We start from the raw sequence: 14,912 nt of genomic DNA, 5'->3' as shown, positions 1-14,912 counted from the left end.
AAAAGACCCATGATCGAAGACGAAAAGCAGGCAGCCGAAGAGGCGAAGGCCAAGGAACTCGACGGCGTCCCCGCCGACATGATCGACGACCCCGAGGGCGCGGAAGCGCAGGACGGTCTGTCCGACGCGCTCGCAGCGCTCAAGAACGATCTCGACAAGGCGATGCAGGACGTCCTCTACGCCCGCGCCGAGACGCAGAACGTTCGCCGCAGGATGGAAAAGGACGTCGCTGATGCCCGCGCCTATGCCGCGACCGGTTTCGCGCGCGACATCCTGTCCGTCTACGACAATCTCGTCCGCGCGATCGACGCGATCCCCGCCGATCTCCACGACGACCCGCGGATGAAGGCGATGGTGACGGGGATCGAGGCGACCCAGCGCGAAGTCGAGAAGGTCTTTGCCGCGCACGGCATCACCCGCATTGCGTCCACCGGCCTGCCGCTCGACCCGAACCAGCACCAGGCGATGCTGGAAATCCCTTCCGACGAGCACGAACCGGGTACCGTGGTGCAGGAAATGCAGAGCGGCTGGATGATCAAGGATCGCTTGCTGCGCCCGGCCATGGTCGGCGTGGCGAAGAAGCCCTGACGCGCGTGGCGCTCACCGCAAATCTTGACGGCGAGCGCCCGACTTTCGTCACCCACCTCGAATGCTCGCTGACGGGCGAGCGATACGCAGCGGATGTGCTCCAGGGCCTGTCCGCGGCGGGGCGGCCGCTACTCGTGCGCTACGACCTTGCGGCGGCGGGCGCGGCTCTGTCCCGCGACACCCTCGAAGGACGTCCAACCGACCTGTGGCGCTGGCGTGAACTGTTGCCGGTGCGCCGGACCGCCAGCATCGTGAGCCTGGGCGAGATCGAGACCCCGCTCATACCGATCCCCAACTCGGCCGCCCCGAACGTCATCGTGAAGGACGAAGGGCGCTTGCCGACGGGATCGTTCAAGGCGCGCGGTTTGGTGATGGCGGTCGCGATGGCCAGGGAACTCGGCGTCACCCGGATCGCTATGCCAACCAACGGGAACGCCGGTGCGGCGCTCGCCGCCTATGCCACGCGTGCCGGGATCGAGACCGTGGTGCTGTGTCCCGACGACACGCCGGAAATCAACGTGCGCGAGATCGCAGCGCAGGGTGCGCGGGTCTACCGGGTCAATGGCCTGATCGACGAATGCGGCGCCATCGTGGGGAAGGGCGCGGCCGAGGGGCTGTGGTTCGATTTCTCGACACTCAAGGAGCCGTATCGGATCGAGGGCAAGAAGACGATGGGCCTGGAGCTCGCTGCGCAGCTCGGCTGGCGGCTGCCCAAGGCGATTTTCTACCCCACCGGCGGCGGCACTGGCCTTATTGGCATGTGGAAGGCCTTCGACGAGCTCGAGGCACTCGGCTGGATCGGCAGCGAGAGGCCGAAGATGTTCGCCGTCCAGGCGAGCGGATGCGCGCCAATCGTCAAGGCGTGGGAAGACGGCGTCGAGCACGCCGAGCGCTGGGAAAATGCGGACACGATCGCGATGGGCATCCGGGTGCCCAAGGCCGTGGGCGATTTCCTGATCCTGCGCGCGGTGCGCGAAAGCGGCGGCCGCGGCATTGCGGTGGACGACGCCGACACGCTGGCTGCGGTCGACGACTGCGGCAGGAAGGACGGTCTGCTGCTCTGCCCCGAAGGCGGCGCGACGCTGGCCGCCTGGCGGAAGGCGGTTGCCGAGGGCTGGATCGACGAAGGCGACGAGGCCGTGTTGTTCAACTGCGCAACGGGGCTGAAGTATCCGCTGAAGGACAGTTCGGTGACGCTGGACAAGAAAAATCTTGCGCCGCTGTCTTCGCTTTAGGTCCGTTCATCCCCGGTTTTTCCGCGCGACGTAGTCAGGCGCCGGAGGGAACCAAATGACACGAGAATTCTCCGCGCTTCTCGTTTCCTGCCTTACGGTCGCAGGTTGCCAGTCGATCACCGCGGTAGATGGATTCGACGCGGTCGCCGCGCGTGGTGAAGTCTTGCGGATCGACGGAGCCGGCTGGGGCCGCTCGGGCCACTTCGCCATTGCGCCCGCGGGGACTGCCGGAACCTTTCAACGCAGTGCAAAAGCCACCGCCGTGAACGGTGAGAAACTGGCGCTCGGAGACCTGAAAGTCACACTGGCCGGAGGCGAATTCGACGGTCTGTCGGCCGAGTGCGCTCATTCGCGCGAGACTTTCGAGATCACCGAACAGGTCTCGCGGGGCACGACGATCCAGTCCAGCTATCTGACGGGTCCTTATTTGCTTACGTGCGGTTTCTATCGCGGCGAAGCGGCCATCGGCGGCATCGCGATGCACGAAGAGGTGGCAAACGATGTCCGGACCCTTCGATCGGGGCGGGTCGAGGTTGGTGAGGTGCGGATGCGCCTGACGTCACTCCATTCGGGTCCAGGTCTGGCACTCCCTACCGGCGAGCCTCTCGGCTATGCCATGACCTATGGCTCCGGCGACGAAGCGGTGTTGTTCGTCAACGGCGGTGACCGACGCCTCGCGCTGCCGAAAAACGGTCGCGACGAGCGCGCCGCCGCCATGCTCGCGGGGGTCGCACTGTCGCTGGTATGGGATCCCGGCGACAGCTGACCTCCGCGAACCGTTGGCGATCAGACCAATTGCGCCGCGTTCTCGTCGCGGTGTTTCTTGAGGTACTTCATGAACGGCGTTCCGCCGGTGCCGACGTCGGGGTCGTTGCCGGCGATGCTGCCTGCCTGCTTGTTGATGTAGCTGGCCGCGTATTCGAGGTGGCGGGTGCGGAAGCGGGCGCTCTGGTTGAGGCAGGCGTTGAAGGCGTCCTTCAGGCTTTGCGCGCCGCTCGCCGCGACGAAATCGCGCAAGGTCGATTGCGCCGCGAGGTCCTCGATGAACTTGCGATGCGGCACAGGTCGGTAGTGGTGTAGCTCGTCGAGGAAGCTCTTGAGCGGATCGTCCGAATGGCCGACCTGGAACAGTGCATCCATGGCCGGGACGATGCTGCTCTGGCTGCCGGTCTGCCCGCGATAGGCCATCGGCTTCATCTCGAACCGGTCGACGCCTTCGTAGACGAGTCCGCCGCCGCTCAGTGCCGGATTGTTCGCCCAGCCGTGGATGTAGGGCCGCACGCGGTGGAAATAGATGTAGGGGTCGCACCGCTCCGGCATGCGCGCGAAGTGGCCGTAGATGCGCTCCCACGCGGCATCCATCTCGATCAGCAGGCGCTCGGCTTCGGCCTCGTCGCCCTGCCTGGCAACCGTCACGAGCTTTGCGGCATTGTCGAGCAGCACGCCCGCCTCGGCCTCGATCGCGACGTGGACCAGCACGAACCAGCTTTCGTCGTCGCCGCCGACGAAATGCTGGTGCATCACGATGTTGTCGAGCGCGATCGGGCCCGCCTTGTCGAGCCGGTACCAGTTGTCGAGCACATAGGCGGAATAGGGCAGCAGCGGCGCCTGGCCGAGCCGGTCAGCGATCGCGACCATCGGACGGGCGAGGTTTGCCGGAAGGTGGTCCGGCGGCAGGGGCTCGCCCCAGACGTAGGCCTGCACGAGGAAGCTGTAGTGCACCATGGCGGTGCGGACTTCTTCCTCGGCCGCCTCGCGGGCCCAGTCTTCGAGACCGGGGTCGGCGAGCTGGCCCAGCCAGTGACGCACGCGGCCGGTGGAGAGGAGGCCGGACAGGTTTCCGGCGGCCTGCTTCACCGCGTCGAACAGGCTGGGCAGGGCGATCTCGTCGATCTCGTAATGCGAAAGGTAGCCGCGTTCGCGGCTCATACCGTAGTCGGAAAGCTCCATTGGGTGCACCGTCAGCCGGGCGCGGGTTGGGCCGCCCGGATCGATATGCCAACAAGTATCCGTTGAAACCGGGTGGCTCAAGCGCGTGGCAGGATTTTCAGCGCAAAACTCAATGTCGTGTTGGTCCGCGCAGCACTTTCCCGCTATTTGATACGATCTCGAAAAGCGCCTCGAATACCCGATCAGGCATCTCGCCGACCGGTACTTTCCGGAACCAGCGGCGGACGTGGGTGCCTTCGGGCTGGACCTGAACGAAGTATTCGTTGTCGGTCCCTACGCATCCGAACCAGGTTTCTGCCGGGCCATCCGACTTAACCGGACAGTACCAACCCCAGTCTTCGGCGCATCCGATTTCAGCACTGATTCCGCGCTTCGATAACTCGTCGATCAAGAATGTTGCGAGGGTGTGTCCGTGCATGGAGTCCGAATTGACGAGTTCGTCGTCATCAGCGGTTCTTGGAAATGCATCGGAAGTGAACTCGAAGACTCGCGCCATCATGAGGACCCTCAGAAAGAGAGTATCGACTAGAGACGAATTGCTAATCTTTTGCTCCCTAGGTCCCCGGAAAGCGCACCAGCAGGTCGTACGCGCCGACGTCAGCCACGCCTGCCACCGCAACCCCGTTCCTCAGCCAGAACGCGTGTTTCACGATCTGCGCCTGCTGTTCGATGCCGTAGCGTTCGAGGCTCCAGCCGGGCTTGAGGCTGTAGTCGTAGCGGCAGAACGGATGGCGGTGGAGGATCAAGTACCATTCCCCGCGCGCCTGGGTCTGCCAGACGTGGGTCATCTCGTGGATGAAAAGACCCTGCCGGATCCGGTCAGCGGCAGCGAAATCGTCGCAGTAGCCCTGGCCGTGCGGATGGAAGTGGAGGTGCCCGCGCGGTGCCATCGTGATCTGGCGCGACTGGAACGGGAAGAACTTGCGGCGGCGGATCGTGACCCTGGCATAGTCGATCGCCGAGCCGAACACGCTGCGGGCCAGCGCGACCTCGCCTTCGGTCAGCCGCCGCTCGCCGCCGACCGGACATGCGGGGGCGGTGCCGTCTTCGTGGCTTTCGATCCCGAGGTGGTCGAGCCTGGCCGTCAGCGTTCGTCCCCGGCGGCGCGGATCTCTACCGGGAACGTGTGCTTTGCGCCTCCCGAGACGATGATCGTCGCTTCGGTGGTCCCGCCGGCCTGCAGCGAGGGATCGACGTCCATCGCCATCAGGTGCTTCTTGCCGGGCTCGAAGGAGAGCTTGTCGCCCTTCTTCAGCGGGACCGGGAGCATCTCCATCATCTGGACCTTGAAATCGTACTCGCCATAATCGTGGAACATCGCGCTTTTCGCGCCCTTTACCTCGGCGCGGTTGAGCGCGACGGACCGGTCGCCGTCGTAGGCGAGGTCGAAGTAGATCGCCGCCGGGTTGCCCGCGACCGGCGCGAGGACCATGCGGGCATTGGAAATCTTCATGCCGGCGATGCCCGCTTCCGCTTCGGGTGCCTCGGTGGGGGTTTCCCCGCACGATCCGAGTGAAAGTGCCGCTCCTGCCAGCGCCAGAGCCATCAGCGAACGTGCGATCATCGTTTTCCCCCTGTGGAACAGGCCGGTTCGGTAGCGTTCCCGGTCCCTTGTGCCAAGAAAATTGGCACCTATATCGCCCGCGCAATCCGAGCCGCCGAAAGGGCCTTGCCGTACTGCGGGGGGCCCGACTGGCGGTGTCCAACAACGACTTGAGACGAATAGGGAAACCATGGCCAAAGTTATCGGTATCGACCTCGGCACCACGAACTCGTGCGTCGCCGTGATGGACGGCGGCAAGCCCAAGGTGATCGAGAACTCCGAAGGCGCCCGCACCACCCCCTCGATCGTCGCCTTCACCAAGGATGGTGAGCGGCTGATCGGCCAGCCGGCCAAGCGCCAGGCGGTCACCAACCCCGACAACACGGTGTTCGCGGTCAAGCGCCTTATCGGCCGCCGCTTCGACGATCCGGTGACCAAGAAGGACACCGAGCTGGTTCCCTATACCATCGTCAAGGGCAAGAATGGCGACGCGTGGGTCAAGGCCGGCGGCGAGGACTATTCGCCCAGCCAGATCAGCGCCTTCATTCTCCAGAAGATGAAGGAAACCGCCGAGAGCTACCTCGGTGAGACCGTGACCCAGGCCGTCATCACCGTGCCCGCCTATTTCAACGACGCCCAACGCCAGGCGACCAAGGACGCCGGCCAGATCGCGGGCCTCGAGGTGCTGCGCATCATCAACGAGCCGACCGCGGCTGCGCTCGCCTATGGCCTCGAGAAGAGCGATGGCAAGACGATTGCCGTCTACGACCTCGGCGGCGGCACGTTCGACGTCTCGATCCTCGAGATCGGCGACGGCGTGTTCGAGGTGAAGTCGACCAACGGCGACACCTTCCTCGGCGGTGAGGACTTCGACGCTGCCATCGTCGAATGGCTCGCGGACAGGTTCAAGTCCAAGGAGAACATGGACCTCAAGACCGACAAGCTGGCTCTCCAGCGGCTCAAGGAAGCCGCCGAGAAGGCGAAGATCGAGCTTTCGAGCGCCCAGACCACCGAAATCAACCTGCCCTTCATCACGGCGCGCATGGAAGGCGGCAGCACCACGCCGCTGCACCTCGTCGAAACGATCAGCCGTTCGGACCTCGAAAAGATGGTCGCGGGCCTGATCGAGCGCACCAAGGAGCCGATGAAGAAGGCGCTCGCCGATGCCGGCCTCAAGGCCAGCGAGATCGACGACGTCGTGCTCGTCGGCGGCATGACCCGCATGCCGAAGGTGCGCGAGGTCGTGAAGGAGTTCTTCGGCAAGGATCCCCACACCGGCGTGAACCCGGACGAGGTCGTCGCCATGGGCGCGGCGATCCAGGCCGGCGTTCTGCAGGGCGACGTCAAGGACGTGCTGCTGCTCGACGTGACCCCGCTTTCGCTGGGCATCGAGACGCTGGGCGGCATCATGACCAAGATGATCGACCGCAACACGACGATCCCGACCAAGAAGAGCCAGACCTACTCGACCGCCGAGGACAACCAGAACGCGGTGACCATCCGCGTTTTCCAGGGCGAGCGCGAGATGGCGCAGGACAACAAGCTGCTGGGTCAGTTCGACCTGGTCGGCATTCCCCCGGCGCCGCGCGGGGTGCCGCAGATCGAGGTCACCTTCGACATCGACGCCAACGGCATCGTGAACGTGTCGGCCAAGGACAAGGGCACCGGCAAGGAGCAGCAGATCCGCATCCAGGCATCGGGCGGCCTGTCGGACGCCGACATCGACCAGATGGTGCAGGACGCGGAGAAGTTCGCGGAAGAGGACAAGAAGCGCCGGGCTTCCGCGGAAGCGCGCAACCAGGCCGACAGCCTCGTCCACGCGACCGAGAAGCAGCTCCAGGAACACGGCGACAAGATCGACGCGGGCCTGAAGGGCGAAGTCGAGGCGGCGATCGCCGAGGCCAAGACAGCGCTCGAAGGCGACGACACCGATGCGATTACCGCAAAGGCGCAGGCGCTGACCGAAGTCGCCATGAAGATGGGCCAGGCGATCTACAGCCAGGAACAGGCTTCGGCTGCCGATGCGTCGTCGGATGCCGCCTCGAGCGAGGGCGGTGCGGAGGAAGAGGTGGTCGACGCCGAATTCTCCGAAGTCGACGAAGACGCCAAGGGCTGATCAGCCAGATGGAAACCCAGTCCGCCACCGGTGCCCCAAGCGCCGGTGGCGGCTGAGTTTGGGGCCGGGGTAAATGTCAGCCACCGAAATCGATTTCTACGAAGTGCTCGGCGTGTCCCGCACCGCGGACGACGCGACGATCAAGGCTGCGTATCGCAAGCTCGCCATGCAGTTTCACCCGGACCGGAACGGGGGCTGCAAGGAGAACGAGGACAAGTTCAAGGGGGTATCGGCCGCCTACGAGTGCCTCAAGGACCCGCAGAAGCGCGCCGCCTACGATCGCTACGGCCATGCCGCGTTCAATGGCGGGATGGGCGGCGGCGGTCATCCGGGCGCCGACTTCGGCGACATCGGCGATATCTTCGAAACCATTTTCGGCAGCGCCTTCGGCGGCGGTGCCGGTCGCCAGCAGCCGCGCCGCGGTGCGGACCTGCGTTACGACATGGAAATCACCCTCGACGATGCGTTTCACGGGAAGAGCCGCGAGATCGAGATCGAGGTCAGTCAGACCTGCGGCACCTGCGAAGGATCGGGCGCCAAGCCCGGTACCTCGGCGCGGCGCTGCAACCTGTGTTCCGGCATGGGCAAGGTTCGCGCCAAACAGGGCTTTTTCGTGGTCGAGCGCGCGTGCCCGAATTGCCACGGCCGCGGCGAGGTGATCGAAAGCCCCTGCCGCGATTGCGGCGGCGAAGGCCGGGTCGACAAGCCGCAAGCACTCGAGGTCGAGATTCCGCCGGGCGTCGATACCGGCACCCGCATCCGCCTGTCGGGCAAGGGTGAGGCCGGACCGCGCGGCGCGCCGCCGGGCGACCTCTACATCTTCGTCCACGTCCGCCAGCACCCGGTATTCGAGCGCGAGGGGACGACGCTGATCACCCGCGTGCCGATCAGCTTCACCACCGCGGCGCTGGGCGACAGTATCGACATTCCCGACCTTGGCGGCGATCACCATGCCCTCTCGATCCCCGCAGGGATCCAGAGCGGAAAGCAGCTGCGCGTCCGCGGTGCCGGGATGCCGGTGCTGCAGGGCCGCGGACGCGGCGACATGGTAGTGGAAATCGTTGTCGAGACACCGACGAAACTCTCCAAGGTCCAGCGCGAGATCCTTCAGCAGTTCCGCGAGACCGAGACCGGCGACGAATGCCCTGACAGCAAGGGCTTTTTCGACCGCCTGAAAGATGCGTTTGGCGGGTGAGCGGCGCGTCGCCTGCGGTCCTGCTCGTCTGCCTCGGCAATATCTGTCGCTCTCCGCTCGCTGAAGCCGCGTTCCGTGCCGAGGCAAGGAAGGCAGGACTGGACCTCGAGATCGACTCCGCCGGAACCGCCGACTGGCACGTGGGCAAGCCTCCCGACCCGCGGTCGGTAGCGGTTGCCGCCGCTGCCGGCATCGACATCTCCGGCCTGAAGGCACGGCAGGTGACGGAAGACGACTTCCGCCGGTTCACGCACATATTCGCGATGGATAATCAGAACCTTGCCGATCTGGTCGCCATCGCGCCGCCGGATGCGGCCGCGCGGGTCGGCTTGCTGCTCGACATGGTTGCCTTTCGCGAAGGGGCCAGCGTCGTCGATCCCTATTACGGTGATGCCGAGATGTTCGAGTACACCTGGTCTGCCGTGTCGGAGGCCGCTCGCGCGTTCATGGAATTGCACGCTCACGGCTGATCGGCTCTTCCGGCCGTCGGCGACAATGGGTAACCTCCGGGCAACAGGGAGAGACTGAGCATGCGCACCATACTCCAATTACTTGCCACCGCTGCCGTGAGCGTCCTGCTGGCCATGCCAGCCGCAGCGCAGGTCGATCCTGCGAAGGTCGAGATCAGGGCCGAACCGCTCGGCCCCGGCGTTGCCGTGCTTTTCGGTGCGGGCGGCAACATGGGGGTCTCCCACGGTCCCGATGGCACTGTGCTGATCGACGACCAGTTCGCCCCGCTGACCCCCAAGATTGCAAAGGCGATAGCCGATCTCGGCGGAACGCCGGTGAAATACGTCGTCAACACGCACTGGCACTACGATCACACGGGCGGCAACGAGAACCTCGGCAAGACGGGCGCGACGATTTTCGCGCACGATAACGTGCGGGTACGCATGGCTGCAGGCGCCACGCTCCTTGGCCGGGTGATCCCTCCCGCGCCGCCGATTGCGCTTCCCGTCGTGACCTATGCCGACGGTATCACCTTCCATCTCAATGGCGACCAGATCCATGCGGTCAACACTGGCGGTGGGCATACCGATGGCGACACGGTGCTCCATTGGGCCAAGGCAAACGTCGTGCACACCGGCGACCTGATGATGAGCGACGCGCCGTTCCCGTTCATCGACGTGTCCTCGGGCGGTAACGCGGTCAATCTGGTCGCATCGCTCGACAAGGTCCTGGCGATGACCGACGACAAGACGAAAGTGATACCCGGGCATGGTCCGGTGACGGACAAGGCGGGTCTGAAGGCATGGCGCGACCGGATCGCGGGAGGCCTCGACACCGTGCGCCAGGCCAGAGCGAAAGGCCAGTCTCTCGAAGCCTTTCTCGCCGCCAACCCGTTCAAGCCGATGGACCGCGAAGGTGCCTTCGTGAACAGCGAGGCTTTCGCGCGGGCCGTGTGGGCGAGCCTGGATTCAGAAGCGACGGCCAAGAAGCACGATCACGGACCGGCGCACAAGCACTAGGTCCGCCCCCTAGGCTCCTGCGCGGGGCGCCTCATCAGTGGGCTTGCCCTCGATCTCGCGCCGGATGCCGTCCACGACCGTCTTGCCCGCTTTTAGACGAGGTTCTTCCTCGTCGAGAATGGCGAGGAATGCCCGCCGCTTGAAGTGGGCCTTTTCGCTGTCCGAAAAGTCGGCCACGGTCGAGGCGATCAGGTCGATCATCCGTTCGGCGCCATGCAATCGGCCCCACAGGTAGTCGTTCTCGCGATAGGCCCGGCTAAAGAACGCGCCGAAATTGAAGAATTCCGTCCCGCGCAGCGTGTCGCTCGTCCCGCCAGCGCGGATCGACTTGGCATCGTCAGGGCTGATGCGGTCGACCTTGACCGCGTCGAACTCGGTCAGTCCTTCGTTCTGGAGCAGCGGCAGCGTCGCGACGTCGTAGAAGGGGAAGCCGAGGTACGCCAGTAGCACGCGGCGGCGCAGCTCCTTGGGCATCGCCTCCAGCGCCTCGGCAAGCATGATTTCGGCTTGCGCGTCTATTTCCGGCAGCAGGCGGCGGTGCGCCAGCGCATCGAGGACTTCTCCCGGGTTCGCCATCACGTTTTCAGCGATGGGGGCGAAGTCGTCGCCCAGGCCCTGCACACCTTCCCGCGAGAAGTAGAGCGCGAGGATGCGGTAGATCGCTTCGCGGGCCGCCTCCAGCGCCGCATCGGAGATGTCCGGGTCGGCCTCCCATTCGCGAGACAGGCGACGGGCGATCAGCCGCAGGCGGCGTATCCGAAAGGCGAGATCGTGCGCGCGCAGAAACGCGATCGCCCCCTCGCTCGCCCCGCCACCGGGATCGATCAGGGAGGAGAGGCCCCGCGCGTCGAGTTCCTGGCGCAGTCGCAAGGCGATGGGTTCGGGCTCGGAGAGCTTGAGGCCGGGCGCGGCTTCGAGAACCGTTCTGGCAAGGGTCTCCACGATCCCCGCTACTTTCGCCTGCGCATACGGGTGGAAAGTATAGCTTGCCCGCTCCGCCGCGGCATTCTGTGCCTTGTTGCGCCACGCTGCGAGCCGTTTGGGGGTGGGTTTGTCGAGAAAAAGGGTCATGCCGAACAGGCGCTCGACCGATTCCTCGACCTGCGGGCGCAAGGCCGTGACGATGCGTTGCAGCTTCATGGCCTGCCGCGACTGATGCTCCAGCGCCTCGAGGTTGTCCCGGATGGGCTGCTCGCGCGGAATCGCCGAGATTGAGCCGACGATGGCGGAAAAGAATCCCACCGGACGGATGTGCCGCTCATCGCCCGGTCCGAAGCGATCGGGCGTAGGGTCTATGTAAACGAAGCGCCGGTCGACCTCTCGCTGGGCCGGACGCGACGGGAGCGCTTCGCGCGCCGCCGCGAAGGGCGCATTGATCAGTACCGAGCCGTCCACGAGCGAGGCGTGTTCCTCGTGCCCAAGGCGGACGTGCACCGGCATGATTCGCTCCAGGAACTCCCTGCGTCCTGTCCATTCGCGGCCGTGAGAGGCGGCGAGGGCGTCGATCTCCGCCACCCGCATCGGTGGGAAGGCCCCCGGAAAGCTCGCGGTCGCGCGGGACGCGAAGACGAGTTCGAGCGGCTCGGCCAAAGGTTCGCCCCCGGTCGCCGGAACCTTCGTGCGAAACGAAATCGGCAATCGGTGCTCGCTCTCCTCGACTACTGGCGGGCTGTTGAGCCGCAGCATCGAGAGGTGCCCGCGAAAATCGGTCGCCGTCACCATCAGGTCGATCGGGTGGCCGGGCGGGAGGAGCGGCGCCTCCACCGGCCCGGCCGCCATCGCTGCGAGGCCGTCGTAGAGGAGGGAGGAAAACCCCAGGCCGGAAAAGGGCGGCTCGAACCAGCGCCCGCGGATCAGGTGCGAAACCTTGCGGCGAACCTCGTTTCGCGTCTCGGGCGCGACGCTCTCGCTCACCGCGTTGCCTGGCCGGCGAAGCAGCCACCAGACCAGCGGCATCGCCCAGAGTTTCGCCGCACGGGACCAGGGCCGCGCGTCTGGATCGAGCAGGCGATCGACGTCGGCGGTCTCGAGCCAGAGCTCGGTCAGCGGTTCCAGGCTTGCGCCCGAATGGATCGCCTGCGCGAGGAACACCGCGTTGATGCCTCCTGCGCTGGCCCCGGTCAGGATGTCGGGCAGCACGCGAAGGCGCAGGCCGTGGTGTTCCTCGATCCTTGCGAGGAGCGCGCGGTAGACCGACCGGACGCCGCCCGCGGGGGCGCCGTCGCCGATGTGGTCCCGGCTTGCGCGTGCCAGGTGCCACAGTTCCTTGGTCACGCCGTGCATGTAGACCGCCAGGCTCACCCCGCCGTAGCAGACCAGCGCGATCCTGAGTTCCTTCTGCCGCATCCGAGGATTGTGCGCCCGTATCGCGGCGAAGGCAATTGCGTTCCACAAATGTTCCGGCTACGCCCGGATCGATGGTCAAGACCAAGCGCCGCTACGTGTGCCAGAATTGCGGGTCGGTCAGCAGCCGCTGGCAGGGCCAGTGCGCTGATTGTTCCGAGTGGAACACGCTGATCGAGGATGCGCCGGCGACCGTGTTCTCGATGAAGCACGATCTGTCGAGCGGCGGCCGCGCGATCGCGTTCGAGGACATGAACGCACCGAGCGAGCCGCTGGTGCGCCTGCCGACCGGCCTCGCGGAGTTCGACCGTGCGCTCGGGGGAGGGCTCGTCCCCGGCTCGGCGGTGCTGATGGGCGGCGACCCGGGGATCGGAAAGTCCACCCTGCTGCTCCAGTCGGCCGGCGCGGTCGCCAAGCGCGGCTTGTCGGTGGTGTACGTCAGCGGAGAGGAGGCGGCGGGCCAGGTTCGCATGCGCGCCGGGCGTCTGGGACTCGCCGATGCACCGATCAAGCTCGCCTCGTCGACCAGCGTGCGCGACCTGCTGACGACGCTTGGCACGATGGCGCCGCCGTCGCTGATGGTGATAGATTCGATCCAGACCATGCATTCCGACACGATCGAGGGGGCGCCGGGCACTGTCAGCCAGGTGCGCGGCTGCGCGTTCGAACTGATCCGCTATGCCAAGGAGAACGGCGTCGCGCTGGTGCTGGTGGGCCATGTGACCAAGGATGGCAGTATCGCCGGTCCTCGCGTGCTTGAGCATATGGTCGACGTGGTGATGAGCTTCGAAGGCGAACGCAGTCATCAGTACCGAATCCTGCGCGCGCTCAAGAACCGCTTCGGCGCGGTCGACGAGATCGGCGTGTTCGCGATGGCCGGGGCGGGGCTGGAGGAAGTGGGCAATCCGTCGCTCCTGTTCCTGTCGGGACGCGAGGAGCCACTTGCGGGGAGCGCGGTGTTCCCGGCGCTCGAGGGAACGCGGCCGGTGCTGGTCGAGATCCAGGCGCTGATCGTGCGGCTGCAGTCGGGCGCGACGCCGCGCCGCGCGGTGGTCGGGTGGGACAGCGGTCGGCTCGCCATGCTGCTCGCGGTTCTTGAGTCGCGCTGCGGCCTCAATTTTTCCTCGGCGGAGGTCTATTTGAACGTGGCGGGCGGCTACCGCCTGTCGGACCCGGCGGCCGATGTCGCGGTGGCGGCGGCGCTGATTTCGGCTCTGGCCGACAAGCCGCTCGAAACCCACGCCATCTGGTTCGGCGAGGTTTCGCTGGCGGGGGAGATCAGGCCGGTTGCCCACGCCGGATTGCGCCTGCGCGAAGCGGCGAAGCTCGGCTTCGGCACCGGAAACGGTCCGGCCGATGTCGATGCGGGTTCATCTGGACTTAACTATCGCAGCCTAAGGGGGCTGGCCAATCTCGTTGACCGAGTAATGGCATCGGCATAGGTATCCCCGCGATCGCAATGACGGGTTTTGATCTCATAGTGCTTCTGGTCGTCGGCGTGGCAGCCGTCGGCGGATTTCTGCGCGGTTTCGTGCAGGAGTTGCTCTCGCTCCTCGCGTGGGGCGTGGCGGTGCTGGCGATCTACAACCTGCATACTCCGCTATACGACTGGCTCCTGCCCAAGGTCGGCAACGCGCCCGGTGCGGGGACCGTCGCCTTCGCGATGCTGCTGCTGATTCCCTACGCGGGAATGAAGCTGATTTCGGGGCGGTTGGGGGAAACCACGCGCACGTCGTTTCTCGGGCCCATCGACCGCGTGCTCGGCTTCGGCTTCGGGGCTATCAAGGGCACCATCGTCGTGACCTGCGCCTTTGCACTGCTTGTGCTCGGCTACGACGCGGCATGGGGCATCGCCGGGCGCCCCGACTGGATCAAGCAGGCGCGGACGTATCCGCTGGTCAACGCAAGTGCCGATGCCATGGTGCAGCTCATCGAGCGCCGCGACGAGGACCGCCGGGCCGCCTCGGTGAAGATTCCCGAAATCCGCCGGTGACGGCCCCGCCCGCGGGTGCGCGCGGCGGCGCAGTTCTGTATACTCCCGACCTGCTCGCACTCGCGGTTTCACTGGCGCATTATCCCCTCGATCCGGCGATGCCGTACATCGGAGAAGCGCGCTCGCGCACATGCGGCAATACGCTGGCCGTGTCGCTGAAGGTGGACGAGGGTGACCGGATCGATGCTGTGGGGGTCCGGGTTTCGGCCTGCGCTGTGGGCCAGGGGGCCGCGGCGCTGTTCGCCAAGGGCGCCGTGGGCAGAACAGCAATGGACATCTCCCGGCAGCGCGATCTTATCGCGGCATGGCTCGCCAATGGCGGTGAACTGCCCGGCTGGCCTGGCCTGGAGTCGATCGCGCCGGCGCGCGCATACCCAGGTCGGCATGGGGCGATCCTGCTGGCGTGGGATGCCGCGCTGGCCGCGCTTTCCAAGCGGGAGGCGCGCGGCTAGAGCCGTCCCCAGAGGATCGAAGGGGAGC

15 protein-coding genes are annotated in these 14,912 nt (G+C 65.8%); 10 read left to right on the top strand and 5 right to left on the bottom strand.

The annotated features are described in order from the left end of the window. The first annotated feature begins 9 nt into the window (after nt 1-9). Genes A6F68_RS11680 through A6F68_RS11670 form a run of 3 tightly spaced genes read left to right on the top strand, consistent with a single transcriptional unit; the run spans nt 10 to nt 2,589 of the window. Nucleotides 10-588 carry a nucleotide exchange factor GrpE gene (locus A6F68_RS11680; RefSeq protein ID WP_067680273.1) on the top strand — a complete coding sequence of 193 codons (579 nt, stop codon included), beginning with the start codon at nt 10-12 and terminating at the stop codon, nt 586-588. Nucleotides 589-593: 5 nt separating this feature from the next. Next, nucleotides 594-1,823 carry a threonine synthase gene (locus A6F68_RS11675; protein WP_067680269.1) on the top strand — a complete coding sequence of 410 codons (1,230 nt, stop codon included), beginning with the start codon at nt 594-596 and terminating at the stop codon, nt 1,821-1,823. Nucleotides 1,824-1,878: 55 nt separating this feature from the next. Further along, nucleotides 1,879-2,589: a VV20781 family protein gene (locus A6F68_RS11670; RefSeq protein ID WP_067680266.1), complete on the top strand. Its 711-nt coding sequence runs from the start codon at nt 1,879-1,881 to the stop codon at nt 2,587-2,589. A gap of 20 nt (nt 2,590-2,609) precedes the next feature. Here the strand turns inward: A6F68_RS11670 and A6F68_RS11665 are convergent, their stop codons facing one another. The 4 genes from A6F68_RS11665 to A6F68_RS11650 form a co-directional block, all read right to left on the bottom strand. Continuing rightward, the gene (locus A6F68_RS11665) at nt 2,610-3,773 is read right to left on the bottom strand and encodes a PrnB family protein (protein WP_067680263.1); all 1,164 of its coding nucleotides are present in this window, start codon (nt 3,771-3,773) and stop codon (nt 2,610-2,612) included. 109 nt (nt 3,774-3,882) lie between these two features. Then, nucleotides 3,883-4,272 (bottom strand): hypothetical protein, encoded by a 390-nt coding sequence (locus tag A6F68_RS11660; protein ID WP_067680260.1) that lies wholly within the window; start codon nt 4,270-4,272, stop codon nt 3,883-3,885. A gap of 55 nt (nt 4,273-4,327) precedes the next feature. Next, on the bottom strand, nt 4,328-4,744 hold the full coding sequence (locus tag A6F68_RS11655) for a vgr related protein (protein WP_074428316.1): 417 nt from the start codon (nt 4,742-4,744) through the stop codon (nt 4,328-4,330). 113 nt (nt 4,745-4,857) lie between these two features. Beyond that, a complete protein-coding gene (locus tag A6F68_RS11650; RefSeq protein ID WP_084001807.1) occupies nt 4,858-5,337 on the bottom strand; it encodes a copper chaperone PCu(A)C in 480 nt (159 codons plus the stop codon). Nucleotides 5,338-5,506: 169 nt separating this feature from the next. Here A6F68_RS11650 and dnaK point away from each other — a divergent pair, with 169 nt between their 5' ends. The 4 genes from dnaK (at nt 5,507) to A6F68_RS11630 (ending at nt 10,096) form a co-directional block, all read left to right on the top strand. Continuing rightward, on the top strand, nt 5,507-7,432 hold the full coding sequence (dnaK, locus tag A6F68_RS11645; protein ID WP_067680257.1) for a molecular chaperone DnaK: 1,926 nt from the start codon (nt 5,507-5,509) through the stop codon (nt 7,430-7,432). Nucleotides 7,433-7,505: 73 nt separating this feature from the next. Then, entirely contained in the window at nt 7,506-8,627 is a 1,122-nt protein-coding gene (gene dnaJ, locus A6F68_RS11640; protein WP_067680255.1) for a molecular chaperone DnaJ, read from the top strand. Then, entirely contained in the window at nt 8,624-9,097 is a 474-nt protein-coding gene (locus A6F68_RS11635) for a low molecular weight protein-tyrosine-phosphatase (RefSeq protein WP_067680252.1), read from the top strand. The genes dnaJ and A6F68_RS11635 overlap by 4 nt, the downstream gene beginning before the upstream one ends. A gap of 60 nt (nt 9,098-9,157) precedes the next feature. Beyond that, nucleotides 9,158-10,096, top strand: coding sequence for an MBL fold metallo-hydrolase (locus tag A6F68_RS11630; RefSeq protein ID WP_067680250.1), 939 nt, complete (start codon nt 9,158-9,160; stop codon nt 10,094-10,096). A 9-nt stretch (nt 10,097-10,105) separates the two neighbouring features. Here the strand turns inward: A6F68_RS11630 and A6F68_RS11625 are convergent, their stop codons facing one another. Next, nucleotides 10,106-12,442: a patatin-like protein gene (locus tag A6F68_RS11625; RefSeq protein ID WP_067680247.1), complete on the bottom strand. Its 2,337-nt coding sequence runs from the start codon at nt 12,440-12,442 to the stop codon at nt 10,106-10,108. A 71-nt stretch (nt 12,443-12,513) separates the two neighbouring features. Between A6F68_RS11625 and radA the strand changes: the two genes are divergently transcribed. The 3 genes from radA to A6F68_RS11610 are packed head-to-tail and all read left to right on the top strand — an operon-like array spanning nt 12,514 to nt 14,884. Then, nucleotides 12,514-13,881 carry a DNA repair protein RadA gene (radA, locus tag A6F68_RS11620; RefSeq protein ID WP_067680244.1) on the top strand — a complete coding sequence of 456 codons (1,368 nt, stop codon included), beginning with the start codon at nt 12,514-12,516 and terminating at the stop codon, nt 13,879-13,881. Nucleotides 13,882-13,898: 17 nt separating this feature from the next. Beyond that, on the top strand, nt 13,899-14,432 hold the full coding sequence (locus A6F68_RS11615) for a CvpA family protein (RefSeq protein WP_067680240.1): 534 nt from the start codon (nt 13,899-13,901) through the stop codon (nt 14,430-14,432). Beyond that, entirely contained in the window at nt 14,429-14,884 is a 456-nt protein-coding gene (locus A6F68_RS11610) for an iron-sulfur cluster assembly scaffold protein (protein WP_232308131.1), read from the top strand. Before A6F68_RS11615 ends, A6F68_RS11610 begins: the two co-directional genes overlap by 4 nt. The last annotated feature ends 28 nt before the right edge of the window (nt 14,885-14,912 follow it).

It is taken from the genome of Tsuneonella dongtanensis (assembly GCF_001698205.1).
GTDB lineage: Bacteria > Pseudomonadota > Alphaproteobacteria > Sphingomonadales > Sphingomonadaceae > Tsuneonella > Tsuneonella dongtanensis.
The sequence above is the reverse complement of the archived record's forward strand: the minus strand, read 5'-3'. Positions and strand labels throughout refer to the sequence as shown.

Bases quoted from the DNA above. Each gene is read 5' to 3' on its own strand.
- A6F68_RS11680 (WP_067680273.1), top strand. From the start codon at position 10: ATGATCGAAGACGAAAAGCAGGCAGCCGAAGAGGCGAAGGCCAAGGAA.
- A6F68_RS11670 (WP_067680266.1), top strand. From the start codon at position 1,879: ATGACACGAGAATTCTCCGCGCTTCTCGTTTCCTGCCTTACGGTCGCA.
- A6F68_RS11665 (WP_067680263.1), bottom strand. From the start codon at position 3,773: ATGGAGCTTTCCGACTACGGTATGAGCCGCGAACGCGGCTACCTTTCG.
- A6F68_RS11660 (WP_067680260.1), bottom strand. From the start codon at position 4,272: ATGATGGCGCGAGTCTTCGAGTTCACTTCCGATGCATTTCCAAGAACC.
- A6F68_RS11650 (WP_084001807.1), bottom strand. From the start codon at position 5,337: ATGATCGCACGTTCGCTGATGGCTCTGGCGCTGGCAGGAGCGGCACTT.
- dnaK (WP_067680257.1), top strand. From the start codon at position 5,507: ATGGCCAAAGTTATCGGTATCGACCTCGGCACCACGAACTCGTGCGTC.
- dnaJ (WP_067680255.1), top strand. From the start codon at position 7,506: ATGTCAGCCACCGAAATCGATTTCTACGAAGTGCTCGGCGTGTCCCGC.
- A6F68_RS11630 (WP_067680250.1), top strand. From the start codon at position 9,158: ATGCGCACCATACTCCAATTACTTGCCACCGCTGCCGTGAGCGTCCTG.
- A6F68_RS11625 (WP_067680247.1), bottom strand. From the start codon at position 12,442: ATGCGGCAGAAGGAACTCAGGATCGCGCTGGTCTGCTACGGCGGGGTG.
- radA (WP_067680244.1), top strand. From the start codon at position 12,514: ATGGTCAAGACCAAGCGCCGCTACGTGTGCCAGAATTGCGGGTCGGTC.
- A6F68_RS11615 (WP_067680240.1), top strand. From the start codon at position 13,899: ATGACGGGTTTTGATCTCATAGTGCTTCTGGTCGTCGGCGTGGCAGCC.